At 72.9% G+C, this 24,400-nt stretch carries 24 protein-coding genes and 1 pseudogene; 10 read left to right on the forward strand and 15 right to left on the reverse strand.

The window, feature by feature from the left end; translation table 11 throughout:
* Positions 1 to 59: 59 nt before the first annotated feature.
* The 6 genes from I3F58_RS09765 to I3F58_RS09790 form a co-directional block, all read right to left on the reverse strand.
* Positions 60 to 857, reverse strand: a complete 798-nt coding sequence (locus I3F58_RS09765) for an aldose 1-epimerase (protein WP_240107923.1) — start codon at positions 855 to 857, stop codon at positions 60 to 62.
* A 79-nt stretch (positions 858 to 936) separates the two neighbouring features.
* Positions 937 to 1,758: an SRPBCC domain-containing protein gene (locus I3F58_RS09770; protein WP_240107890.1), complete on the reverse strand. Its 822-nt coding sequence runs from the start codon at positions 1,756 to 1,758 to the stop codon at positions 937 to 939.
* Between the two features lie 86 nt (positions 1,759 to 1,844).
* Complete coding sequence (locus tag I3F58_RS09775; RefSeq protein ID WP_240107891.1) at positions 1,845 to 3,620, reverse strand: spermidine synthase; 1,776 nt, start codon at positions 3,618 to 3,620, stop codon at positions 1,845 to 1,847.
* Between the two features lie 25 nt (positions 3,621 to 3,645).
* Positions 3,646 to 4,248, reverse strand: coding sequence for a DUF2617 family protein (locus I3F58_RS09780; protein WP_240107892.1), 603 nt, complete (start codon positions 4,246 to 4,248; stop codon positions 3,646 to 3,648).
* A 323-nt stretch (positions 4,249 to 4,571) separates the two neighbouring features.
* Complete coding sequence (locus I3F58_RS09785; protein ID WP_240107893.1) at positions 4,572 to 4,781, reverse strand: hypothetical protein; 210 nt, start codon at positions 4,779 to 4,781, stop codon at positions 4,572 to 4,574.
* 76 nt (positions 4,782 to 4,857) lie between these two features.
* A complete protein-coding gene (locus I3F58_RS09790; RefSeq protein WP_240107894.1) occupies positions 4,858 to 5,301 on the reverse strand; it encodes a hypothetical protein in 444 nt (147 codons plus the stop codon).
* A 121-nt stretch (positions 5,302 to 5,422) separates the two neighbouring features.
* Between I3F58_RS09790 and I3F58_RS09795 the strand changes: the two genes are divergently transcribed.
* Positions 5,423 to 6,610, forward strand: coding sequence for a pyridoxal phosphate-dependent aminotransferase (locus tag I3F58_RS09795; RefSeq protein ID WP_240107895.1), 1,188 nt, complete (start codon positions 5,423 to 5,425; stop codon positions 6,608 to 6,610).
* Positions 6,611 to 6,726: 116 nt separating this feature from the next.
* Here I3F58_RS09795 and I3F58_RS09800 read toward each other — a convergent pair whose 3' ends face one another.
* The 3 genes from I3F58_RS09800 to I3F58_RS09810 all read right to left on the reverse strand — a co-directional run bounded on the left by I3F58_RS09800 (position 6,727) and on the right by I3F58_RS09810 (position 9,777).
* Complete coding sequence (locus I3F58_RS09800) at positions 6,727 to 8,814, reverse strand: hypothetical protein (protein WP_240107896.1); 2,088 nt, start codon at positions 8,812 to 8,814, stop codon at positions 6,727 to 6,729.
* A 130-nt stretch (positions 8,815 to 8,944) separates the two neighbouring features.
* Positions 8,945 to 9,190 (reverse strand): hypothetical protein, encoded by a 246-nt coding sequence (locus I3F58_RS09805; protein ID WP_240107897.1) that lies wholly within the window; start codon positions 9,188 to 9,190, stop codon positions 8,945 to 8,947.
* 101 nt (positions 9,191 to 9,291) lie between these two features.
* Positions 9,292 to 9,777, reverse strand: a complete 486-nt coding sequence (locus I3F58_RS09810; protein WP_240107898.1) for a prevent-host-death family protein — start codon at positions 9,775 to 9,777, stop codon at positions 9,292 to 9,294.
* Between the two features lie 133 nt (positions 9,778 to 9,910).
* On the opposite strand from I3F58_RS09810, the pseudogene I3F58_RS09815 reads away from it, so the two are divergent.
* Positions 9,911 to 10,342, forward strand: a pseudogene (locus I3F58_RS09815) (aminotransferase class I/II-fold pyridoxal phosphate-dependent enzyme); the annotation flags it as partial.
* Between the two features lie 82 nt (positions 10,343 to 10,424).
* On the opposite strand, the gene I3F58_RS09820 reads toward I3F58_RS09815, so the two are convergent.
* The gene (locus tag I3F58_RS09820) at positions 10,425 to 10,970 is read right to left on the reverse strand and encodes a YbjN domain-containing protein (RefSeq protein WP_240107899.1); all 546 of its coding nucleotides are present in this window, start codon (positions 10,968 to 10,970) and stop codon (positions 10,425 to 10,427) included.
* Between the two features lie 125 nt (positions 10,971 to 11,095).
* On the opposite strand from I3F58_RS09820, the gene I3F58_RS09825 reads away from it, so the two are divergent.
* A complete protein-coding gene (locus I3F58_RS09825) occupies positions 11,096 to 11,302 on the forward strand; it encodes a hypothetical protein (protein WP_240107900.1) in 207 nt (68 codons plus the stop codon).
* A gap of 285 nt (positions 11,303 to 11,587) precedes the next feature.
* On the opposite strand, the gene clpB is transcribed toward I3F58_RS09825, so the two are convergent.
* Positions 11,588 to 14,176, reverse strand: coding sequence for an ATP-dependent chaperone ClpB (clpB, locus tag I3F58_RS09830; protein WP_240107901.1), 2,589 nt, complete (start codon positions 14,174 to 14,176; stop codon positions 11,588 to 11,590).
* A gap of 95 nt (positions 14,177 to 14,271) precedes the next feature.
* Between clpB and I3F58_RS09835 the strand changes: the two genes are divergently transcribed.
* Complete coding sequence (locus tag I3F58_RS09835; RefSeq protein WP_240107902.1) at positions 14,272 to 14,685, forward strand: TIGR03618 family F420-dependent PPOX class oxidoreductase; 414 nt, start codon at positions 14,272 to 14,274, stop codon at positions 14,683 to 14,685.
* A 358-nt stretch (positions 14,686 to 15,043) separates the two neighbouring features.
* Here the strand turns inward: I3F58_RS09835 and I3F58_RS09840 are convergent, their stop codons facing one another.
* Together I3F58_RS09840 and I3F58_RS09845 are read right to left on the reverse strand one after the other, a co-directional pair.
* Positions 15,044 to 15,412, reverse strand: a complete 369-nt coding sequence (locus I3F58_RS09840) for a hypothetical protein (protein WP_240107903.1) — start codon at positions 15,410 to 15,412, stop codon at positions 15,044 to 15,046.
* A 19-nt stretch (positions 15,413 to 15,431) separates the two neighbouring features.
* Entirely contained in the window at positions 15,432 to 16,217 is a 786-nt protein-coding gene (locus I3F58_RS09845) for a GntR family transcriptional regulator (protein WP_240107904.1), read from the reverse strand.
* A gap of 227 nt (positions 16,218 to 16,444) precedes the next feature.
* Between I3F58_RS09845 and I3F58_RS09850 the strand changes: the two genes are divergently transcribed.
* From I3F58_RS09850 to I3F58_RS09870, 5 genes are read left to right on the forward strand one after another with little or no spacing between them, the layout of a single operon-like run.
* A complete protein-coding gene (locus I3F58_RS09850; protein ID WP_374207934.1) occupies positions 16,445 to 17,626 on the forward strand; it encodes an ABC transporter substrate-binding protein in 1,182 nt (393 codons plus the stop codon).
* 7 nt (positions 17,627 to 17,633) lie between these two features.
* Positions 17,634 to 18,632, forward strand: coding sequence for an ABC transporter permease subunit (locus tag I3F58_RS09855; RefSeq protein ID WP_240107905.1), 999 nt, complete (start codon positions 17,634 to 17,636; stop codon positions 18,630 to 18,632).
* Positions 18,620 to 19,462 (forward strand): ABC transporter permease, encoded by an 843-nt coding sequence (locus I3F58_RS09860; protein WP_240107906.1) that lies wholly within the window; start codon positions 18,620 to 18,622, stop codon positions 19,460 to 19,462. The genes I3F58_RS09855 and I3F58_RS09860 overlap by 13 nt, the downstream gene beginning before the upstream one ends.
* Positions 19,463 to 19,476: 14 nt before the next feature.
* Positions 19,477 to 20,565, forward strand: a complete 1,089-nt coding sequence (locus I3F58_RS09865; RefSeq protein ID WP_240107925.1) for an ABC transporter ATP-binding protein — start codon at positions 19,477 to 19,479, stop codon at positions 20,563 to 20,565.
* 44 nt (positions 20,566 to 20,609) lie between these two features.
* Entirely contained in the window at positions 20,610 to 22,145 is a 1,536-nt protein-coding gene (locus tag I3F58_RS09870; protein ID WP_308354973.1) for an HAD-IA family hydrolase, read from the forward strand.
* 184 nt (positions 22,146 to 22,329) lie between these two features.
* Here the strand turns inward: I3F58_RS09870 and I3F58_RS09875 are convergent, their stop codons facing one another.
* Positions 22,330 to 22,908 carry a TetR/AcrR family transcriptional regulator gene (locus tag I3F58_RS09875; RefSeq protein WP_240107907.1) on the reverse strand — a complete coding sequence of 193 codons (579 nt, stop codon included), beginning with the start codon at positions 22,906 to 22,908 and terminating at the stop codon, positions 22,330 to 22,332.
* Complete coding sequence (locus I3F58_RS09880; RefSeq protein ID WP_374207935.1) at positions 22,905 to 23,276, reverse strand: multidrug efflux SMR transporter; 372 nt, start codon at positions 23,274 to 23,276, stop codon at positions 22,905 to 22,907. Before I3F58_RS09880 ends, I3F58_RS09875 begins: the two co-directional genes overlap by 4 nt.
* Positions 23,277 to 23,465: 189 nt before the next feature.
* Here I3F58_RS09880 and I3F58_RS09885 point away from each other — a divergent pair, with 189 nt between their 5' ends.
* Entirely contained in the window at positions 23,466 to 24,386 is a 921-nt protein-coding gene (locus I3F58_RS09885) for a hypothetical protein (RefSeq protein WP_240107908.1), read from the forward strand.
* Positions 24,387 to 24,400: the final 14 nt, after the last annotated feature.

Below are 24,400 nucleotides of genomic sequence, written 5' to 3' on the forward strand. Positions count from 1 at the left end.
GCTTAAGCGGAGCGGGGAACGGCGCAGGGCGCAGGCTCAGCGGAGACGCGCCGGGACACTCAGAGGCGGCGCCAGGTCCAGGTCGTCGCGGTCTCCAGCGGCTCGATGGGGGTGACCAGGCGGGGGGCGGTGTTGAGTCCGTCGGGCGGGCCCGACTGGGGCTCGACGCAGACGGCGGCCTCCTGTTCGTCGTACACCACGACCCAGCGCTCGGGGCTGGCGACCTTCAGCGCCAGACGTCCGGGCCAGGTGAGGGTGACATCGACGCCGTCGGGCATGCCGAAGCAGTCGTCCCAGGGGCCCGGCTCCGGGTCGATACGCCGTCCGGTGGGCAGGTGGTCGTCGCCGCGCTCCTCCTGCCAGGCGGGGGAGAAGTCGAGCAGGGCCGAGGTGGCGGGGTCGCCGTCGAGCGTCCGGTTGAACCAGGGGTGCCATCCCGCCTGCGCCGGGAAGGAGTCCCCGTAGGTCTCGACGCCCATCCGCAGCGTCAGCGAGTCCTCGGTCAGTTCGACGAGCTGCGTGACCCTGCCGGGGTACGGCCAGGGCTCGCCCAGCTCGTAGGTGAACGCCGCGTCCGCCTTGTCGGCGCGCGCGACGCGCCATGCGGTGTCCCGCCCGGTGCCGTGCATCGCGTGGGGCGGCGCATTGAGCGGCAGCCGGTGCCGGACGGCCCCGTCCAGAAACGTGCCGCCCCCGGTGCGCCCGCACCAGGGAACCATCGGGAAGCACCCGTACGGCTCCCCCTGCCTCAGCAGCTCGGTGCCGCCGATCCGAAGACTGCCGATCCGGCACCCGTTCCCCGGTGTGACGGCCAACTCCACGTCCCCGGCGGCCAGCCGGATCTCCTCCGCACGCATCTTCACAACGCCCGACCCTACTTGCCGCCGGGGCAGGAGGGAGACGACTCGGGGCCCATGGGCCTACGGGGTGGGGGGACTACCTGCGGCGGCGCAGGGCTCGCCCCACGACCACCGCCGAGGCGATGGCCAGGGCCGCCGGGGCGAGCCAGCGGAGGGGGTTGGCGGAGCCGGCTGCCGCGGGGCCCGGGACGGGGGCGTAACGCCCCCGGGGCGGGGCGTGGTCGACCTCCTCGGCGCTGCGGCCGATCATGGTGCGGCGGGCGTGGGCGGCCTCGGCGGGAGGCTCGGCGGAGAGGGTGTCGTCCGGGGGGAAGCCGTCGACAGCGAACGGGTCGGGGGAGCCGGGCGGGGCGGGGGTGCCGATTTCGCCCGCGGCGGGCTCGCCCACGGCGTCCTCCGCCTCGGTCCGCGTGACGGCGCCTTCGTCGACCTCGTCCGGCTGCTCCTCGGGCTCCGGCCGGGGGGCCGCCGTCGCCTCCTCCGCGAGGGACTCGCTGAAACGGTCCAGCAGGCGGTGCGCCGCCGCGGCGGCCGCGTCGTCCGGGATGTCCGCGAGCCGCCCGTCCGCGGTCACCGCGCCGCTGAACGCGAGGGTCGTACCGCCCTCGGCGGGTTCGAGCCGCACGGTGAGCGCGAGCTTGGCCCCGCCCGTGCCCCGGGCCTCCGTGCCCTCGCCCTCCACCGCGTACGCCCCGTCGCCCCGGGCCTCCACCCGCAGCGCGCCGCGGTACGTGATGGTGTGCCCCCCGACCCGCACCTTGAGGCGGCCCGACAGCGGCTCGGCCGACGCCTCGGCGTCCTGCTGGAGCCCGGGGACGCAGGGGGCGACGCGGGCGGGGTCGGCGAGCAGATCGCGGAGGGTCTGGACGGGCACCGGAACGAACACCTCATGCTCCATGGAAGTCGAGCCTACTCACCTACGGCCCTCCCGTCCCCGTTCCGCGCGGGCCCGCCCCGATCCGTCCCCGAAGGGCAGGCCGCGCCTCACCCCCCGTACCGCGGGTGGACCAGTGTGGACGGCGGCAGCCCGGCGAGCCGCGACCGTTCGGCGCGCCGGGCGCCCGCCCGCAGCGCGGCGGCCGTCGGTACCCCCTGACCCGGCGCGTCGACGGACAGCCCCAGCACCGGCGGCGCACCGGAGGCCCGGGCCGCCAGGATCAGGCCCCAGTCGTGCGGGGCGCGCCCGGCGGGTCCCGCCGGGCCGCCCGCCGAGCGGTCGGGGCCGCCCGCGAAACCGGTGGGCGATCCGGTCACCCCGTACGGGCGCGCCGTGTACCCCGCCGCCCGCAGGGTCGCCTCGACGGTCCAGTACGTGCGCGGGCTCGCCCGCAGCGGGCCCGCGTGGACGGCGAGCCGCCCGCCGGGGGCGAGGCCCCGCGCGGCCAGGCCGTAGAACTCCTCCGAGTACAGCTTGGTGCTGGCGGTGATCCCGGGGTTCGGCAGATCGGAGATCACCACGTCGTACGGCGCCGAGGCGCCGCGCGGGAACGCGCTCCGCAGCCACCGGAACGCGTCGGCATGGACGACGTGGACGCGCGGGTCCCTGTACGCGTGCCCGTTGAGCCGGGCCAGAGCGGGGTCGGCACGGGCGAGCCGCACGACTCCGGGGTCGACCTCCACGACGGTCACCGACTCCACGTCCGCGTACCGCAGCACCTCGCGCGCCGCGAGCCCGTCGCCGCCGCCCAGGATGAGCACACGTGCGTGCGGACCGCGCATCGCGGGGTGGACGAGCGCCTGGTGGTAGCGGTGCTCGTCATGGCCGCTGATGCGCAGCCGCCCGTCGAGGAACAGGTCGGGAGGGCCTTCGGCGGGGCCGGTGAGGACGATCTCCTGGAAGGACGTCTGTACGGCGACCCGCACATCGTCTCCGTACACGGCCCGGCGGGCGGCGCGCTCGAAGTCGTCGACGAGGGCGGTGGCGGTGGCCAGCACCCCCAGCACGGCCGCGTTCACGACAAGGACCAGCAGCCGCTGCCGGCCCGACAGATCGCGCCCGAACAACCACAGAACCAGTGTGGCCCCCGCCGCCACGTTCACGGCGCCGGTGAGCAGCGCGCTGGTGAGCTGCCCCAGCCAGGGCAGCAGCAGGAACGGAAACGCGAGCCCGCCGACGAGCGCGCCCACATAGTCGGCGGCGAACAGATCCGCGACCGTGCCTCCCGCATCCTGCTCCGCGCTGTGCTCGGCGCACCCGTCCATGGCCGCCCGGTCGGAAGCTGCCCGGCCCGGGGCCCGAGCCGCCTCCGGCTCCTCCACCGCGCCGCTCGACACCCGCTGGATCAGGGTCATCAGCAGCGGTATCTCCGCGCCGATCAGCACCCCCACGCCCAGGGAGAACGCGACCAGCGCGTAGCGCGCGCCACCCAGCCAGGCGAAGCAGGCGTACAGGGCGAGGGCCGAGCAGCCGCCGAGGAGCGCCAGCAGGGCCTCCAGCAGGCCGAAGCCGACAGCGGCCCGGCAGCGCAGCCGTTTGGCGAGCAGCGACCCGACACCCATCGCGAAGACCATCACGGACAGCACGACGGACGCCTGGGTGACCGAGTCCCCGATCAGATACGAGGCGAGGGCGACCAGTTCCAGCTCGTAGACCAGCCCGCAGGCGGCACAGACGAAGACGGTCGCGAGCACCAGGAAGCGGCCCGCCCGGGGTCCCACACGGGGGCCTGCCCAGGGTCCCGGGAAAGGTCCCCGCGGTTCCTTCCGCGGGGGCGGTGCCGCGGCGGGCCCGGGGTCGGCGGTGGCGGGCGCGTCCAGCATGCGCTAACGCTACGGCCCGCTCCACTCACCCCTTGTCACCCACACGAGTGCTGCTGCGGTGGGCACGCCGGGGGTGCGGCCGGGCCTGGAGGCGGGCCTGCGCCTGGGGCGAGGCCTGCTGCTGGGCGAGGAAGCCGACGCTGGTCCGGGTGACGACGAGCTGGCCCTCCTGCGGGTACGCGTGCCAGGTGCGCCATCGCACCCGCCCCTCGTGGCGCTGCGCCAGCATCGCCGTGAAGGCGTGCGGCGACCCGGGGAACGTCCCTGCCAGCCCGTGCGGATGGTCCGCGACCAGGGCCAGCAGCTCCTGCGCGCGGCCCGCGAAGGAGCCCTGCGAGAGGTTCTCGACACGGGCGGCGAACTCGTATTCCCATCCGCCGATCCGCTTCGCCACCCCCAGCGGGAGCGGCGTGCTGCTGCCGGGCATACAGGCCACGGTTTCCGAGCAGCTTCCCCGGTCCTCGTCCAGGAGGACCTGATGGGACGCGCCGAGCAGTCTCAACTGCAGGCGAGCGCCGCACAGTTCCAGGTCGAGCACGGCGAGCGCGGGCAGTGGCTCGCGCCCCAGCGCCCAGGCCAGGTCGGCAGCGCGCGTGTCGGTGTACTCGGTCTCGATAGTCGTGAGCATGAGTCAGCTCCGCAAGCACGGTGAGAGAAGGCAGGTGGACCGGGCGTCGTCCCGGGCGGTGCGCCGGGAGATGTTCCGGGGAACTCGGGGTGCCGGCTCGGGGTCCACACGAGGCCGGGGCTCGACGTTCTCGACAGCGAGGGAATCACGAACCGCGGGAGGCTCAAAGCGTCTTTACCCAACTTTGCGCGGTTTACCTACCTACGGGGGCACGGCGGTTCAACTGTTCACCGTATTCCACATGAAAGAGCGCACAAACGGTCAACAGAGGCACGCCCGGCGGGAGTTTCCTCCCACCGGGCGCCCCGGACCGGCAGAGCAGCTCAGCCCCCGCCCCCGCCTCCGCCCCCGCCTCCGCCCCCGCAGCCGCCGCCACCCCCGCCGCAGGACGAGCCGCCGCCCCCGCAGCCGCCGCCCCCGCCGGGCCGCCCTCCGGACGAGCCGCTTCCCCCACCGCCACCGGATCCCATGGCGACAAGGCCCACAATCACCGCCAGCACCACCACACCGGCGACGAACAGCAACGGTTCCATGGCGATCTCCTTCCCCCGAAGGTGCGTTGTGGAGGCGCATGCCCCCGTTCGAGCCTGCCAAGCCGTACAGCGGGCTTCAGCTCGACGAGCCGCACGACGACCCGCCCCCGCAGGAGCTGGACGACGAGGAGGAGCAGGAGGACGAGGACGAGGAACAGGACGACGCCCCGCAGCCCGCGCCCGCCCCGCCGCAGCCGCTCCCGCCGCCGTGGTGCGGCGAACCCGCCCACCAGCCGCCGGACGCCGTCCGGCGGCTCCGTCCCCGGATGCCCGGTGCGCGGACCGGGGCCCGCCGTCCTCCCCGTACGACCGCCCAGACGATCGTGCCCACCACGAGGACGAACACCAGGAGGAACACCACAGGGAACACGACGAACAGCGTGTCGACCAGCCACGGGACCCCGTCCACACCCCCGCCGCTCTCCGCGACCACCTCGCCGTTCTCGTCGACCCACGTGCCGTCGCGCAGCTCCCACCCCATGTCCCCCACCCCTCTCTCGTACGTGCCTGCGAAGGGCATCCCCCCACCCCGCCCCGGCCAAAGCGCACTTGAGCAACTCCAGAGGTTCGCCCCGCCGCGCCGGGAGGCCCTGACACGCCCCCGCCCGGCACCCTTGAGGTACCGCCCCGTTCGCCCCAGGATGGCGCCCATGACCCCAGCACCGCTCAACCGCCGCCTCGCCGGTTTCGGCACCACGATCTTCGCGGAGATGTCGGCCCTCGCCGCCGCCACCGGCTCCATCAACCTGGGCCAGGGCTTCCCCGACACCGACGGCCCCGAGGAGATCAGGGAGGCGGCCGTGCGGGCCCTGCGGGAGGGCCGCGGCAACCAGTACCCGCCCGGCCCCGGCGTCCCCGAGCTGCGCACCGCGATCGCGGAGCACCAGCGGCAGCGGTACGGACTGGCGTACGACCCGGACACGGAGGTGCTCGTCACGGCCGGGGCGACAGAGGCCATCGCCGCGTCCCTGCTGGCCCTGGTGGAGCCGGGCGACGAGGTGATCGCCCTGGAGCCGTACTACGACTCGTACGCGGCCTGCATCGCCATGGCGGGCGGCACCCGCGTCCCGGTGACCCTGCGCCCGGACCCGGCGGAGGCACGCTTCGTCCTGGACCTCGACGAGCTGCGGGCCGCCGTCACCGACCGCACCCGCCTCATCCTCCTCAACACACCGCACAACCCCACCGGCACGGTGCTCACCCGCGACGAACTGGCCGCCGTGGCGGCGCTCGCGGTCGAACGGGACCTGCTGGTGGTGACCGACGAGGTGTACGAGCATCTGGTCTTCGACGGCGCCGCCCACATCCCGGTCGCGACGTTCCCGGGCATGCGGGAGCGCACGATCACCATCTCCTCCGCGGGGAAGACCTTCTCCTTCACCGGCTGGAAGGTCGGCTGGGCTACCGGCTCCCGGGATCTCGTCTCCGCGGTCCGGACCACCAAGCAGTACCTGACCTACGTCAGCTCCGGCCCCTTCCAGTACGCCATCGCCGAGGCGCTCCGCCTCCCCGACACGTACTACGACGACCTCCGCGCCGACCTGCGACGCAAACGCGACCTGCTCGGCGACGGCCTGCGCGCCGCCGGATTCGAGGTCTACCAGCCCCAGGGCACCTACTTCATCACCACCGACATCACCCCCCTCGGCGAGAAGGACGCCCACGCCTTCTGCCGCACCCTCCCCGAACGCTGCGGCGTCGTCGCCATCCCCAACTCCGTCTTCTACGACGACCCCGACACCGGCCGGACCCAGGTCCGCTTCGCCTTCTGCAAGAAGGACGACATCCTCACCGAAGCCGCCACCCGCCTTCGCCGCCTCGCGCCCTGAACGCCGGGCGGCGTGACCGGCCAAGGACATACGACGCCGGAGCTCACCCGTTGTCCGGGCTCCTCGCCGGTGCCGGTCTCCCCGGCGCCGGCGGCTCCGGGCGATGCCGTCGTCGGTCAGCGGCGCCGTTTGCGGCCGCTTCTGCCGGCGGGACGCGACCGCTTGTGGGCGCGGCCGGGACGGGCGGCGGGTGCGCGCAGCACTTCGGCGGCCAACCGCCCGAGCTCCTCCATACCGGCCCGGTCGGGGTGCTCGGAGTCCAGCACGGCGGCGATCGCGTCCCTGATCTCCGGGCCCTGGGCGCGCAGCGCCTCCTCGGCGCCGCCCGAGCCGCCCGCCAGCTCCACGAGCTGGAGCAGGTTCTCGGCGAGCACCAGAAGATGCTCGGTGTCGGTCATGTCTTCCGGAGACAGCAGCTCGTGCTGTGCCAGCGTGTTCAGTGCCAGCGGCGCGAGCTGGGGATCGCGGCGCAGCATGCGCAGCAGCCGCTCACCCTCGCCGTCCGGCAGCGCCGCCGACAGTACGCCGAGCATCGCCTGCGCACGCGTGCGGAAAGCCATGACTCTTACCGCGTCGGTCAGTTGCCGCAGTGCCGCCTCTCGCTCGCCGCGCGCCGCGATCCAGCCGGCCAACTCCGCCTGGGCGGCGTCCGGCGGGTATTCCTCGGCCAGCACGCCCAGCAGCCCGGCCGCCGACGCCTGGGCCAGTTCACCGATCAGGGGTGCGTCGCGGCCGACGGCCAGCAGCCGCTGCCGTACCGCCCGGGTGCCGAGTTCGGTGAGCCGGATGAGCTCGACCGGCCCGCCGGTCAGCTCCTCCCGCCGCCGGTCGGCCCGCTCCCGCGCCATCGGGTCCGGTGTCGCCCCTGCGACGCCCAGCAGTTCCGCAAGCTCCGGCGGCATGCCAGCGGGCAGCTCAGGTCCGGCGTCGGCAAGGTCGACATCGAGGAACACCGGGTCGGCCATCCCACGCTTACGCTCGATCGCGCCCATGCCGTCCAGCAGGTCGAACACCGTGCGCAGGTCCCGGTCGGCGTGCTCGAACCACGTCCGGTGCCGGAGATCCGACCCGCCGTCGAGCTGGAAGGAGGTCCGATAGACCAGACGCACCGTGTCGCGCAGCCGTGGCCAGGGCATCGGGTACGGAAGGCTGTAGAGCGTGTTCAGCACGTCTCCCAGCACGTCCTCGTAGACGTCGAAGAGCATCGACTCGACGTGCCAGCCGCTACGCGCCCCGAGCAGGGGCTGCCTCAGTTCGAAGCACGCGTCGAAGGCGCACAGCCACAACTGGAGTGGGTCGGCCAGTACCGGCCGGGCCTTGGCCACCGCGTACAGCCGTCCTTTGACCACCCGGACCAGCCGCGCCTTCTTCGCCCACTCCACCAGCAGCCCCAGCCGCGGCAGGTCGGCCGAGGAGCGCACCCCGTCGGTCCTGTCCCCGGTGCCGAGTGCGTCCACCAGCTCTCGGGCATCGGCCATCCGCAGCCGTCCCGTCGCCGTCACGGGGCGGCCGTCCTGTCCCGCCCACGCGGTGAGTCCGCGCAACTGCTCCACCGTCTTCGACGCCTCTGCCCGCCGGCGCAGCTCGTCGTCCGCGGGCAGTGCGACGGGCAGCTGCGGCTCAGCGCGCTCCGAGCCGGAGGCCGCGCGGCCGGTCAGCCGCTGTTCCATGATTGCGCCGAGTACCTGCTCGTCATAAGCGGCCTCTCCACGCCGCGCCCGGTCCGCGAAGCGCTGCAGCGCAGCCCCGTCCCGGATGTCCACTCCCTGCTCGGCGGCCGTCATCGTCCAGAACTTCGCCAGACCCCAACGAGTGCGATCAGCCATCGCCGCCGGGTACTGCTCCGCGACCTTGTCGACCGCGGCGAGGGACTCCTGAAGCGAAGGGCCACGCGGGTCCGCCAACCGCTCGGTGTGCAGATAACGCAGCAGCGTGCGCAGGGTGCCCGGGGCGTCGACGCGTTCCTCCTCGGGGATCTCGGTGACGTTCCGGGGGATCCAGGAGAGCAGTACCTCCTCCACGTGGCGCTGCTCCCACAGCCCCAGTCGGCCATCGGCCGTCTCCCGGTGCCGGTAGCCCAGTACCGCCTCGGCCGTGAACCCGTCCATCGGCAGCCCCTGGTCCCCGGCCCACCGGAACAGCCGATCGACCAGCAGCCCACTCGCGGCCTCGAACTCCTCCTCGGCCTCGGGCTCGAACCTCATCCGCACGTCACTCGTCCCGCCTGTCCGCAGCACTCCTCACGGTGGCACGCTACCGCCTGACCCTGTCGTCGGATCGGCCGAGGATGAACGGCCCGGGGGCCTCAGGGGGCCGGTTCCCTGGCCGCTGACGCTACTCCGTGTCCTTCGGGTGTCGCGGGGAGGCGTACACCAGGATCACGGTCGAGGTGTCCGTGCTGACCAGGTAGCGGACCCGGCCGCCGCTGGTGATCTCGTACTCCCACTGCTCCAGCTCGGAGCCCTTCCATTCCCGGGTGGCGTGCCTGCCTCGGAGCTGGTGCCGGCGGTTCCAGTTGGATCGCGACAGCGGGTCCGCACGAAGTGTCTCCAGACAGCGATGCGCGTTCGGCAGCGCCACCCGGCAAAGCTCCTCCCACCCGTTCGCAGCCTCTGTTGTCCCGAAAATGACGTTCCAGCCACTCAGCGGAGGCACACTGACCCGATCGCCTTTCTTCGGGCTCACTCGTGCACCTCTACGGGGCCGAGGTCGACGTCACCAAGCGGGCGGAGTGCTTCCCCGAGCTGGTCGGGGTCGGCGTTGATGCGGGCGGTCGCCCGCCACGAGACGATCGCTCGGTGCACAGCCTCCCTGGCGCCCAACTCGGCGGCGTCGGACAGCGCGTCCAGGAGCTCGACGGTGAATTCCCGGACTTCTTCGGTGTCCAGGTGGCGCACCCACGGGAACACCTCGGGCAGCGCGAGCAGAAGCGACTTGGCGCCGTCGTCCTGCTTCATCAGGGCAAGGAACAGCCGGGACGCGGTGGTCAGGTTCTCCTCGGTGCGCTCGGCGTGTATGGCCGTGGTCAGCACCATGTCGGGCGCGTCCCGGTGCGTGACACGCAGGCATCCCAGAGCGGCGGCCCTGGCGGCGACGGCCTTCGGGTTCCGCGACAGATCGGTGAACGAGACAGATTCCGATTCGAACGCCAGGTGCGCGATGCTCATACTCAGACCGTACTCTGATTGTGCTCTGATTTCTATCGCGCAAGGTGGAATGGAAGCTGAAGGCCCCCACCCTTTCGGCCCGGCCAGGCCCGGCCCGGTACGAAGCCGGGACCAATAGGTGCGTGAACGCGGAGTGGCCTGGCTGACGGCCACGCCCGAACTGACGGCCGCCGTGCGCACGACCAAGCAGTTCCTGACCTATGTGGCGTCGGGCCCCTTCCAGTACGCCATCGCGGAGGCGCTGCGGCTGCCCGGGGACTACTTCGAGACGCTCCGCGCGGATCTGCGCGGCAAGCGGGACATCCTGGCGGAGGGGCTCCGCACGGCCGGATTCGAGGTCTACGACCCGCGGGGCACGTACTTCATCACGGCGGACATCGGCGGACTCGGCGAGAAGGACGGAGTCGCCTTCTGCCGCGCGCTGCCCGAGCGGTGCGGGGTGGTGGCCGTGCCGAACCAGGTCTTCTACGACCACGCCGACATGGCCCGCACGCTCGTTCGATTCGCGTTCTGCAAGAAGGAGGCCGTGCTCCGCGAGGCAGCGGACAGGCTGGCCCGGCTCTGAACGGCGGGCCAGCCCGGCCGCGATACGACACCGCCGGGGCGGTGACCCGATCGGGTCACCGCCCCGGCGGTGTTCCGGGGGCTCAGGCCTCGTCGCCCGGCTTGTCCTCGCCGTTCTCGGACTCCGACAGGCCGAGCTGCTCCAGCAGCCACTTGTCGAACTCGATCGACGCGCGGACCCAGCTCACCGTCGACGACACGAAGTGCTCCAGGCTGACACCCGTACCGATGAGCATCTGCGCCTCGCCGATGAGCCGGACGGTGGCGCCGCCCTGCTCGTCCTCGTGGAGGTGGGTGTAGACCTTCGGCCACAGGGTGCGGCGGTTCCAGTCGTCGATGGTCTCCAGGATCTTCGTGCGGTCCTCGACCGGGTGCGGCCGGTCGTAGAAGGTGCGCACGGAGAACACCTGCTGCTCCGCCTCGCCGCGGAACATGAAGTAGGTGCGGAAGTCCTCCCACGGCGCCGCGAGGTCACCCTCGTCGTCGACGACGTACTTCAGCTCCATCTGCTCGAGGAGCTGCTTCACCAGGTCCTGGTCGGGCACGACGGGGCCCGGAGGCGGCCCCGCGGGCTGGTTCTGCTGCGGCTGGGCCCCGAAGTTCGGAATCGAGGACGGGTCGATGCTCACCGGGTGTTTCCCTTCATACGGATGCCGCCATCCTCTCCCATGCCGGACCGGGGCTGGCAAGCCCACATGACGGCGATCCGCTCCCGGCTGACATGATCTCCCGCCATGGGGGACGACACGCGGGTGTGAACGCCGTCCGGCCGGGAACCGGACGGCGGGCCTGGTCGTGGGCCGTGCCCGGGTCCGTACCGGGCGTGCCGGTGCTCTTCGGGGCGTTCGGGTCGGCCGTCGGCTCCGGGTGGTACGCGGCCATGACCGTGGCCGAGAACAACACCGGCGACGACTGCGCGGAGGCGGCCTTCGCCCGGGAGACGCCGCGTCCTTCGACGTGACGTTCCGGAGGCCGTGCTCCGAGGCCGCCGGACGGCCGGAGTCCTCGTTCCGGCACCCGAGGCCGGCCCACCGGGATCCCGCGGACAGGACCTGTGCGCGGACGTCCGGTACGGCGGCCGGCACGAGGGGCGGGGCCGTCGCCTCGGAGGTGACGGCGGCGTACGGGGGCGGGGACACGGCCCTCGTCGGCCTCCACCCGGACGAGACCTGAACCGGGCCGGGGCGGACCGGCGGCCGGCCGGGACAACCGCGGCCCGGCCCGGCCGCCGGACGTGTCCGGCCCGCTACTCGGCCGTGCCCACCGCGAGCCCCCCGTCCACACGGCTCACGCGGACCACGTCGCCGTCCTTGATCCCGCCCGCCAGGATCTCCCTGGCGAGCTGGTCCCCGATGGCCGTCTGGACCAGGCGGCGCAGGGGCCGGGCGCCGTACGCGGGGTCGTTGCCCTCCTCGGCCAGCCAGTCGAGGGCCTCCGGGGTGACGTCCAGGGCCAGGCGGCGCTCCGCGAGGCGGCGGGACAGCCGGTCGATCTGCAGGCGGGCGATCCGCGCCAGCTCGTCCCGCGTCAGGGCGGAGAAGACCACGATGTCGTCCAGGCGGTTCAGGAACTCCGGCTTGAAGGAGGCCCGGACCACCTCCAGCACCTGCTCCCGCTTCTGCGCCTCGGTCGACGTCGGCTCCATCAGGAACTGGCTGCCGAGGTTCGAGGTCAGCACCAGGATGGTGTTGCGGAAGTCGACCGTCCGGCCCTGGCCGTCCGTCAGCCGCCCGTCGTCCAGCACCTGGAGCAGGACGTCGAAGACCTCCGGGTGGGCCTTCTCGACCTCGTCGAGGAGGATCACGCTGTACGGGCGGCGGCGCACCGCCTCCGTCAGCTGGCCGCCCTCCTCGTAGCCGACGTACCCGGGGGGCGCGCCCACCAGCCGGGCGACGCTGTGCTTCTCGCCGTACTCGCTCATGTCGATGCGGACCATCGCGCGCTCGTCGTCGAAGAGGAAGTCCGCGAGCGCCTTCGCCAGCTCCGTCTTGCCGACACCCGTCGGCCCCAGGAAGAGGAACGAGCCGGTCGGCCGGTCGGGGTCGGAGATGCCCGCGCGGGTGCGGCGCACCGCGTCCGACACCGCCCGTACGGCCTCCTGCTGGCCGATGAGCCGCCGCCCCAGCTCCTCCTCCATACGGAGCAGCTTCTGCGTCTCGCCCTCCATCAGGCGTCCCGCCGGGATGCCTGTCCAGGAGCCGACCACGTCCGCGATGTCGTCCGGACCGACCTCCTCCTTGACCATGGTGTCCCGCGCGGCGGCCTCCTGCTCGGCCTCCGTCGCGGCCTCCAGCTCCCGCTCGACCGCCGGGATCTCCCCGTACAACAGCTTGGACGCGGTGTCGAAGTCGCCGTCCCGCTGGGCCCGTTCGGCCTGGCCGCGCAGGTCGTCGAGCTGCTCCTTCAGCTCACCGACCCGGTTGAGGCCCTGCTTCTCCTTCTCCCAGCGGGCGGTCAGCCCGCGCAGCTCCTCCTCCCGGTCCGCGAGGTCGCGGCGCAGCTTCTCCAGCCGCTGGACGGACCCGGGGTCCGTCTCGTTCTTCAGGGCCAGCTCCTCCATGCGGAGCCGGTCGACGGCGCGCTGGAGTTCGTCGATCTCAACCGGGGAGGAGTCGATCTCCATCCGGAGGCGGGACGCCGCCTCGTCGACGAGGTCGATCGCCTTGTCGGGGAGGAAGCGGGACGTGATGTACCGGTCCGAGAGGGTCGCGGCGGCGACCAGCGCGGAGTCCGCGATCTGGACCTTGTGGTGGGCCTCGTACCGGCCCTTCAGTCCGCGCAGGATCGCGATGGTGTCCTCGACGCTCGGCTCCGCGACCAGCACCTGCTGGAAGCGGCGCTCCAGGGCGGGGTCCTTCTCGATGCGCTCGCGGTACTCGTCGAGCGTCGTGGCACCGACCATGCGCAGCTCGCCGCGGGCCAGCATCGGCTTGAGCATGTTGCCCGCGTCCATGGCGGAGTCGCCGCCGGCGCCCGCACCGACGACGGTGTGCAGCTCGTCGATGAAGGTGATGACCTGGCCGTCGCTCTCCTTGATCTCGGACAGGACGGTCTTCAGCCGCTCCTCGAACTCGCCCCGGTACTTCGCCCCGGCCACCATGGCGCCGAGGTCGAGCGACACGAGCCGCTTGTCGCGCAGCGACTCCGGGACGTCGCCCTTCACCACGCGCTGGGCGAGCCCCTCGACGACGGCGGTCTTGCCGACGCCGGGCTCGCCGATGAGCACGGGGTTGTTCTTCGTACGCCGGGACAGCACCTGCACGACCCGCCGGATCTCCTGGTCACGGCCGATGACCGGGTCCAGGCGTCCCTCGCGGGCGGCGGCGGTGAGGTCCGTGCCGAACTTCTCCAGCGCCTTGTACCGGCCCTCCGGGTCCGGGGTCGTCACCCGGCGTGAGCCACGGGACTTCTCGAAGGCCTCCATCAGCTTCTTCGCGCTCGCGCCCTGCCGGGTGAGCAGCTCGCCCGCCTGGCCGCCCTTGGCGGCGATGCCGATGAGGAGGTGCTCGGTCGACAGGTACTCGTCGCCCAGCTCGCGGGCCCGGGCCTGGGCGTCCGCGATCACCGCGAGCAGCTCGCGGTTGGGCTGCGGCGGGGCGACGGTGGAGCCGGTGACGCTGGGCAGCGCGGCGAGCAGGCGCTCCGCCCCGGACCGCACGGCTGCCTGGTCGGCCTCGACGGCGGCGAGCAGGTCGGTCAGGTTCTCGTTGTCCTGGCCGGACAGCAGGGCCAGGAGGAGGTGCGCCGGGGTCAGGTCCGCGTGTCCGGCGGACACGGCACGGCTGGAGGCGGCGCTGAGCGCCTCCCGGCTCTTGTTGGTCAGCTCGGCGTCCACGTGGATCCCTTCCTATGACTCATCCAACGTCCACAAACTTGAGTCTATGACACTCAAGGTGGTGGGTGCCAGTGACTATGGGTAGGTTCCGGCCCATGGCCATAGACCTCCGGCATCCCGACGCCGCCTATGTCAGCTTCTGGCGCGAGCGCCACATGTGCACACTGACGACGATTCGCCCGAACGGCACACCGCACGTCGTCGCGGTGGGGGTGACGTACGACCCCGAGGGCGGCGAGAAGGGGATCGCGCGGGTCATCACCAACAAGCACAGCCGCAAGGTCGCGAACGTCCTGGCGGCGGGCCCCGGGGGCGCCCCGGTCGCGGTCTGCCAGGCCGACGGCGGCCGCTGGGCGACGCTGGAGGGCCGCGCGGTGATCCGCGCGGAGGCCGACGCCGTGGCCGACGCGGTGGCGCGGTACGCGGAACGGTACGGGCGGACGCCCTCCCCCAACCCGGACCGGGTGGTCATCGAGATCACGCTGACGCGGGGCATGGGGCGGGCGTAGCCGAGCGAGGGCGCTCCCTCCCGGCCGGCCGGGCGGGCCGCTCGCCGCACCCGGCGCCGTGCCCGTTCGCACGGTTCCGGAGCACGGACCGCAGCCCGGGCGCAGGCCGACCAGGCCGCGGGCACGGCCCCTGACGGACCCGAGACGGGTTCCAGGCCGTGAATTCGGTGAACGCGCGGGACCGCCCCCGGGCGGGGAACCGGCCCCCGAACGCCATGACGGAGCCTGGGCCCGCGTGCACTCGCCGGACCGGCTGTACGACGGGACGGCGGGCGGCCCTCCAGCGCCTCCCTCTCGGACGGGAGACGCTCTCACCGGCGTCGGCGCCGGGCAGGGCCCGCGCACCGTGCGGGCGGGCTCAGTCCAGGTCCGTGAGTTCGTCCGCGTAGACCTGGGAGAGGGGCTGGGGGCCTACGTACTGCTGGCAGTTGCACTGGCCCGGCTCGTAGCGCAGGGGTTTCTTGTTCTCGTCCCAGGCCGTGGGGATCTCCACGCGTTCGTGGCAGCGGCCTTGCCTGTCGTGCTTGGCGAGGTGGTGGGTGCAGCCGCAGATCGGCTCCGGGGGCCTGGTCGCCGCCTCCAGGGCCAGGCGGTGCTGCTTGTCCGCCTCCAGCCGCTCCAGCTTCCGCTTGTGGCGGTTGCGCAGCGCCGTGCGGCCGGTTTCGGCCGCCCAGGCGAAGCCGCCCGTCCAGAAGAGGATGAGGATCACCCAGATCCAGCCCGGCATCACTGTCCCCCCTGCCCCGTCACGCCTCGGTCGCCTGCCACGATACGGGGCCCGTCCGGCCCGGTCGATGGCGGCGGGTCAGGGGGTTCGAGCCGATCGAGTTGTGGATCGCGAAGCTCACCGCGTCCGCGCGGTAGCGGTCGTCCGAGCACTCGACAGGGCGCCCCTCGTGGGTGGTGGTCACCCGGCGGACCCGGAGCAGCGGGCTGCCGCGGCGGACCCCGAGGAGGTCCGCGTCCCGGGTTCCCGCCGCGACCGCGTCGATGATGTGCTCTCCGTAGGCGAAGACCAGTCCGGTGTCCTGGTAGAGCTGCCGGGTGACGGAGGGGCAGTCGGGGGCTATGCGCTCCACCGCGTCCGCGATCCAGTCCGCGTACACCGTCCGCTCCACCAGCACCCGTTCCCCGTCCAGCCCCCGCACCCGCAGCACGTGCAGAACGTCCGCGCCCGTGCGGAGGTGGAGGCGGGCGGCCTCCTCGGCGGTCGCCGGGCGGCGCTCGGCCGCGACGACCTCGCCGGTCGCCGCCCGGCCCATCGCCCCGGCCCACTGGGCGAAGCTGCGCAGCTCCGCGAAGCTCTGGCTGCGGCGGCTGGCGAGCACCACCCGGCGGGCTCCCTGGCGGGAGCCGATCAGCCCCTCGGCGGTCAGCGCGGACACCGCCTGCCGTACGGTGCCGCGCGACACCCCGTACCGGGACGCCAGTTCCGCCTCGGACGGCAGCCGCGCGCCGACCGGGTACTCCTGGGCGTCGATCGCGCGCCGCAGCTCGTCCGCGATCTGTTCGTGCCGTGCCGCCCCCGCCACTGGGCCCTCCTCTGTCGCCAGCCTGCCGCTGTGCGCGCATGTGCGCCTGAGGCAGCAGCGTAAACGGGTCGGCTCCGGACCCTTTGTTGTCGGGCACACGGGTGTCCGAGCGTTGGCAGATGGCGCTCAGGCCTTCTCCCCGTGTTCACTTTCACGCCATTCCCGGCGGGCCTACTGGGGCCGACTTGTTCAAACAAGTTCCCGTCTTCCTTCCCCCAGGAGAGATCGTGAGCGTGTCCCCGTCCCGCAAGAAGCCGCTCCCCAGAGCCGCCCTCCTCCTCAGCGGCCTCACCGCCGCCGCCCTCGGCCTCACCGCCTGCGGCAGCGCCCCCGAGGCGAAGACCCCGGGCGCCGACGGCGCCGACGGCAGGAGCGCGGCCACCGCCGCCTCCGCCAAGGAGTTCGGCGGCATGGACGCCCTGGTCGCCGCCGCCAAGAAGGAGGGCACGCTCAACGCGATCGCCCTGCCCCGTGACTGGGCCAACTACGGCGCCGTCATCGACGGGTTCAGCAAGAAGTACGGGATCAAGGTCGAGGTCGAGAACCCGGACGGCAGCAGCCAGGACGAGATCAACGCCGTCACCTCCCGCAAGGGCCAGGACCGCGCCCCCGACGTGCTCGATCTCGGCCAGTCCTTCGCGATCAGCGCCGCACAGCAGGGCCTGCTGGCCCCGTACAGGGTCGAGGCGTACGACAGGATCCCGGAGGGGCAGAAGGACACGGAGGCCCGCTGGTACAACGACTACGGCGGCTACGTCTCCATCGGCTGCGACGCCAAGCGGGTCAAGGAATGCCCCAAGACCTTCAAGGACCTGCTGAAGCCGGTCTACAAGGGGCAGGTCTCGCTCAACGGCAACCCCACCAAGTCCGGTTCGGCCTTCGCCGGGGTGTACGCGGCGGCCCTCGCCAACGGCGGCTCCTTCGACGACATCCAGCCCGGCCTGGACTTCTTCGAGGAGCTGAAGAAGAACGGCAACTACACGCCGGTCGAGGCCACTCCGGCCACCGTCGAGAAGGGCGAGACGCCCATCACCATCGACTGGGACTACCTGAACGCCGGCTACGCCGACGAGTTCCGGAGCAAGGGCGTCGACTGGCAGGTCAGCGTCCCCGAGGACGGGACGTTCTCGCAGTACTACTCCCAGGCGATCAACAAGGACGCCCCGCACCCGGCCGCCGCCCGGCTCTGGCAGGAGTACCTGTACAGCGCCGAGGGCCAGAACCTGTGGCTGAAGGGGTATGCGCGGCCCGCGCTGCTCCCTGCCATGGTGCAGGACGGCACCGCCGACAAGGAGGCGGCCGCCAAGCTGCCGAAGGTGGACGGCACCCCGTCCTTCCCGACCGAGGCCCAGCAGGCCGAGGCGAAAAAGGTCCTCGCCCAGGGCTGGGGCGCGGCGGTCGCCGGCTGACGACGCCATGACCGACCCGACCACCACAGCGAAGGGCGCCGCCCCGGCCCCCGGGCCCGTGTGCCCGGCGGGCCCGGGCGCGCCCGCCCCGGCCCCGGCTCCGGCCCACGTCCACGTGCCGGTCCAGGCCGCGGGGAGGCCGGAGCCTCCGAGAAAACGCCGACGCCGTACGGGGCGCGGGGGACTCGCCGTCCTGCCGCTGCTCGTCTTCGTCGCCGTCAGCTTCGGAGTGCCCGCGATCGCCATCCTGAACGGCGCGTTCACCGTGAAGGACCCGGTCACCGGGGCCACCACGTACACCACGGCCAACCTCACGGCCTCCCTGGAAGGCGCCTACTTCACCGCCCTCGCCGGCAGCGTCGAGCTGTCGGCCACCGCCGCGGTGATCGCCGCCGCCCTCGGGCTCGTCCTCGCCCAGGCCGTGGTGTCCAGCGGGAGCCGGACCCTGCGGAACGCGGTGTTCACCGCGTCCGGTGTCCTCGCCAACTTCGGTGGTGTACCGCTCGCTTTCGCGTTCGTCGCCACCCTCGGCAACGCCGGTGTCCTCACCCGCCGACTGAGCCTCACCGAGCACGGCTGGAGCCTGTACAGCTTCTGGGGGCTGACCCTCACGTATCTGTACTTCCTCATCCCGCTGATGGTGCTCACCATCACCCCCGCACTCGACGGCCTGCGGACGCAGTGGCGCGAGGCGGCCCGGAACAACGGGGCGACCGGGTACCAGTACTGGCGGCACGTCGCCCTTCCCGTCCTCGCGCCGTCGCTGCTCGGCGGGCTGGTCCTGCTCTTCGGCAGCTCCTTCGCCGCGCACGCCACCGCCGCCGCCATCGTCGGCAGCTCCGTCCCCCTGGTGACCCTCCAGATCGCGGACGCCATCTCCGGCAACGTCCTCGTCGGCCAGGAGAACGTGGCCCTGGCGCTCAGCCTGGACATGGTGGTGATCGCGGGCCTGGTGATGGCCGTGTACATCCCCCTGCAACGACGGAGCGCCCGATGGCTGGACTGACGACGACCCGCCGCACGGCTCTCTGGCGGGTGCTCGTCCTCGCTCTCGCCTCCGTGTACTTCCTGGTGCCGATGGCCTCTTCGGTGGTCTTCACCGTCGATGTGCCGGGCCGGGGCCTCACCCTGGACGCGTACGCGAGGATCCTGACCACGGAGGGATTCGTCTCCAGCCTCCTGCTGTCCCTGGAGCTGGCCGCCGCCACCATCACCGTCGTGCTGCTGCTGATGGTGCCCGCCATGGTCGCGCTGCGGCTCGGCGCGCCCCGGCTGCGCCCGGTGGTGGAGGTGGTGTGCTCGATGCCGCTGGTCCTGCCGCCGATCGCGTTCGTCGCCGGGCTCGGCACGGTGCTCCGCTGGGGGCCCGACCACCTGGCCGCCACCCCCTTCTTCCAGACGTTCGTCGCGATCCAGAACCCCGAGTTCCCGTTCGTGCTGGTCCTCGCCTACACCGTGATGGCGCTGCCGTTCGTGTACCGGGCGCTGGACGCGGGGCTCCGGGCGGTCGACGTGCGGACTCTGACGGAGGCGGCACGCAGTTGCGGCGCCTCCTGGCCCCGGGCGCTGGTCGGCGTGCTGCTGCCGAACCTTCGGACGGCTGTGCTCAACGCCTCCTTCCTGACACTGGCTCTGGTGCTCGGCGAGTTCACCGTCGCCCAGCTGCTGGGCTTCCGGCCGTTCGCCGTGTGGATCGTCAACATCTCCGGCTCGCAGGCCCAGATGTCCGTCGCCGTGTCCGTCATGAGCCTGCTCGTCACCTGGGCTCTGCTGCTGACGCTGGCCTTCCTCGGCGGGCGCCGCCCCGCGTCCCGTACCACCCCCAGGAGTGACTGACCGTGGCAGACACCATGGTGAACACCACCCCCGTGACGGCAGGCCCCTCAGGCCCCGCCTCCGTCGAGTTCCGCTCCCTGCGCCGGGACTTCGGCGGCACGGTCGCGCTCGACGGACTCGACCTGGCCGTGGAGCCCGGCGAGCTGCTCGCTCTGCTCGGCCCGTCCGGCTGCGGCAAGACCACCGCGTTGCGCATGCTGGCCGGGTTCGAGCACCCCGACTCCGGCGAAGTCCTCGTCGACGGCGAGGACATCACCCGCGTCCCCGCGCACCGCCGGGACGCGGGGATGGTCTTCCAGTCGTACAGCCTCTTCCCGCACCTGAACGCCCTCGACAACGTCGCCTTCGGGCTGCGGATGCGCGGCGAGCGCCCCGGACCGCGCCGGGCCCGCGCCGCCGAACTGCTGGAGCTGGTCGGCCTGCCGCGGCAGGGCACCCGCTACCCGCACCAGCTCTCCGGCGGCCAGCAGCAGCGCGTCGCGCTCGCCCGCGCGCTGGCCCTGCGGCCCCGGGTGCTGCTGCTGGACGAGCCGTTGTCGGCGCTGGACGCGAAGGTCCGGCTCAGCCTGCGCGAGGAGATCCGGCGGCTCCAGCAGGAGCTGGGCATCACCACCCTGTTCGTCACGCACGACCAGGAGGAGGCGCTGTCCATGGCCGACCGTGTGGCGGTCATGAACAAGGGCCGGCTGGAGCAGTGCGCCGCGCCCGCCGAACTGTACGGACGCCCGGCGACCGCCTTCGTGGCGGAGTTCGTCGGCACGATGAGCCGCATCCCGGGGCGGCTCACGACAGACCGGCCGGGGACGGTGGAGGTGCTGGGCCGCCGGCTGCACGTCGACGGGGACGCGCCCGCCGGGCCCGAGGTCGACGCACTGGTGCGCCCCGAAGCCGTGCAGGTGGAGGCCGACCCTTCCGGTGAGGCGCGGGTCCTGGCCACCGCCTTCCTGGGCGCCGTGACCCGGGTGACCCTGAAGTGCGCGGACGGCGGCACGGTCGTGAAGGCGGACGTCCCCACACACGAGGCCGCCGCGCTCGGCCCGGGGGCGGCGGTGACGGTGTCGCTGCCCGACCGCCCGGTCCTGGTCGCACCCCGCGTTCCGTAACCCGCAGGCCGACGGGTCCTGTGGACCCGCCAAGAGGAGGCAACGTGCCCGAACCCACCTTGCAGGCCGTCCTGTTCGACATGGACGGCACGCTCGTCGACACCGAGACCCTGTGGTGGCAGGCCGTCGAGTACGTCGCGTCGACGCTCGCGTACGAGATCGGTGACGCCGACCTGCCGGAGGTGCTGGGCCGCCCGGTCGAGCACACCGCGGCGCACCTGTGGCGGATGACCGGCGGGGACGGGGAGGGCGTGCGGCGGGACGAGGTCGCGGCGGCCCTGGAAAGGGAGTTCACGGACCGGGTGCGGGACCGGGTCGTGCCCCGGCCGGGGGCGCTGGAGCTGCTGGCCTCGCTGGCGGCGGCCGGGGTGCCGACGGCACTGGTCACGGCCTCGCCGCGGTCGGTCGTGGACGCTGTGCTGGCCGCGCTGGGCGAGGCGGTCGGCTTCGCCGTCACGGTCACGGCCGACGACACCGAGCGCACCAAGCCCGCGCCGGACCCGTACCTCGCCGCCGCGCGTGCGCTGGGCGTGACGCCCGGGGCGTGCGTGGCGGTGGAGGACACGCCCACGGGTGTCGCCTCCGCCGAGGCGGCGGGCTGCAGGGTGCTGGCCGTTCCGTCCATGGCGCCGATCGGCCCGGCGGCGGGGCGGACGGTGCGGGACAGCCTGGAGGGGGTGGACGTGCCGTTCCTGCGGTCGCTGGCCGGTGGGTCACGCAGGCTGCGGGTGATGAGCTGGAACCTGTGGCACGGCGGGAGGTACGTCGACGACGCGCGCGCCAAGCAGGTCAAGGCCCTGCTGGCGGCGGACGTCGACGTGGTGGGCCTCCAGGAGACCGACGCGGTCGCGGCGCGCGAGCTGGCGGAGGCGCTGGGCTGGGAGCACCACCAGGCCGGTACGGGTCTCGCGGTGCTCAGCCGTCACCCGGTCGTCGCGCGGGCGGAGGCGCCGGGGCTCGGGTTCTACGGCGGGCTCGGCGTGCGGGTGCGGCTGGAGGAGGGGCGGGAGGTGTCGGTGTGGACCGCGCACCTCGACCACACGCCGTACGGCCCGTACGAGGCGTGCTTCGACCGGTTGCCCGTGCCGGAACTGCTGGACCACGAGGAGGCTTCGGGGCGGCTCGGCCGGATGCGGGGCGTCCTGGCGGCGATGGGCGAGGACCTGGCGGCGGCGCAGGACGGGGCGCCGGTCGTCCTGACGGGCGACCTCAACGTGCCGTCGCACCTGGACTGGACGCCCGACACGGCGCCGCTGCACGGTGGTCACGGCCCGGTGCCCTGGCCGGTCACGCGGCTGGCGGAGGAGGCGGGGCTGCTCGACTCGTACCGGGTGGCCCACCCGGACCCGCGCCGGGCGCCGGGCTTCACCTGGTCGCCGGTGCACGACGAGCACGAGGACGGTTCGGGCCGCCCCGAGCCCCAGGACCGCATCGACTACGTGCTGTACGCGGGCGCGCGGCTGCGGGTCCTCGGCTCGGAGACGTACGCGGCCGGAGACGTCCGGCCGTGGCCGCGGGTGAAGACGAACGACTGGCCGTCGGACCACGCGGCGGTGATCACGACGTTCACCCTGCGGTAGGCGGCGGACGGGCCGCGCGGCCCGTCGCGGGACCGGCCCCGGTGACGAGGCCCGCACCGACGGGCCGCCGGGTGCGGGGCGGGCACGGCTCGCACCCGGCCGGGTTCCGCTCCCCGGGCCCGTTCGCCGTCCGGCACTCCCGCCCGTGCGGCCACCGGCACAGGCGCGCCGGGCGTCGCGGCGCTCACCCCGCGGTTCGCGCCAGCAGCCGCCGCAGCACCGCCTCGATCTCCGGCCCGCCCGGCGTCGCCCCCGTGACGAGCGCCTGCACCATCAGGCCGTCCACCCCGGCGCAGAACGCCGTCACCACCCCCGGTGCGTCGCCGACGCACCCCCGGGCCAGCGCCGCGAGGTCGTCCACGCAGCGCGCCGCCACGGGCCGCAGGGCCGGGCGGCGGGCGGCGAGCAGGTACAGCTCGTACTCGGCTGCGACCAACGGCCTCCGCTCCTCGGCCAGTTCATCTGCCAGGGCAGCCGCCAGGGCGGCGACCGGGTCCGGCGCGGCGGCGGCCTCGCGCAGCAGCGCCGAGTACGCGTCGGCCGCCCACACGAGCGCGGCGACGAGCAGGTCGTCGACGCTGCCGAAGTAGTACGCGGCCGAGGAGGCGGGCAGCCCCGCCTCCTTGGCGACCGACCGGTGCGTCACCCCGGCCACCCCGTCCCGCGCGACGACCCGCAGCGCGGCCTCCAGCAGCGCCCGCCGCCGGGCCTCACCCTTGCGCAGCCGCCCGTCCGTCACGACGGGGGGTGATCCGGGGGTCAATGGGCGCTCCCCGTCTCCAGTACGAACACCCCGGCGGCGACCAGCGCGATCCCCCCGACCTGCGCCCACGACAGCCGGTCACCGAACAGCGCCGCCCCCAGCACGGCCACCAGCGTCACCCCGACCCCCGACCAGATCCCGTACGCCACGCCCAGCGGCAGCCCCCGCCCCAGCACCTTCGACAACAGGTAGAAGGACAGCGCGTACCCGGCCACGACCAGCAGCGACGGGCCGATCCGGCTGAAGCCGTCCGCCCAGCGCAGCGCCAGCGTCGCGCTCACCTCCGCGGTGATCGCCCCCGCCAACAGCACCCACACCATGCCACGCTCCCGACGGCACCCGAACGACGAGACCAGAAACTGGAACATCAGTTCAGGATTCTCCTCCGAGCGCCGGGCACGGGTCAAGACGGGGCCGGCCGCACCCCGCACACGGCCTCCGCAGGGCCGGCTCACTCGCTCGGGTGAATACACCCAATTGGACTGGCAATGGGGCCGGTTGGGCATCCTATGGTTGCCGGGACATATTCCGAGGGCATGTGACCGGACAGGAGCCACATGGTCAACTCACCTCATGAAGCCATGCACCGCATCTTCCAGGAGCACCCGGGGCTCTTCTCCAAGGTCTCCAAGGTGCTCGGCGTCGATCTTCCTCAGCCCACCTCCGTCTCGGTCATGCCCACCGACCTGACCGAGACCCGGCCCGTCGAACGCCGCGTGGACACCCTGCTGCGCTTCGAGACCGGGAAGGGCGAAGCCTTTCTCGTCGCGATCGAGGCCCAGGGCAGGAAGGACCCGGCGAAGCCCGGAAGCTGGGCCTACTACTGCACGCACGTGCACGAGAAGTACGGGCTGTTCCCGCTCCTGCTGGTCGTCTGCCAGGACCGGGCCACGGCGGAGTGGGCGGCGGAGCCCTTTCACTTCGGGCACGGCGCCTGGACGACGTACAGCCTGTACCCGCTGGTGGCCGGGCCGCACAACATGCCCGTGATCACCGACCCCGTCGAAGCCGCCGACGACCTGGCCCTGGCCACGCTTTCCGCGATCACGCACGTGTCCGACCCGGAGGTCGGTGTGATACTGAAGGCACTGTCCACCGCGCTGCGGAACCAGCCGCAGAACGTCGTCAACCCCGTTGTCGAATTCGTCGCACAGGGCCTGGGCAAGCACCCGGCCAAGCACATCTGGAGGAACCTGGTGGCCGTGGACCTTTCCTTCTACACCTCGGACATCTCCGAAGAGATCCGCGAACAGGGACGCGAGCAGGGCCTGGAGCAGGGCCTGGAGCAGGGCCTTGAACAGGGTGAAGCCAAACGCGCCGCCGAGGACGTCCTGTTCGTTCTCGAACAGCGGGGCATCACGGTCCCCGACGGCATCCGCGAACGCATCACCCGCAGCGCCGACCCGGAGATCACGCGCACCTGGCTCGCCCGCGCCCTCACCGCCGCCACCGCCGAAGAGATCTTCACCGACCGGTAGCCACGGCACCGCCC

This window comes from Streptomyces sp. MUM 203J, assembly GCF_022414595.1.
Lineage (GTDB): Bacteria > Actinomycetota > Actinomycetes > Streptomycetales > Streptomycetaceae > Streptomyces.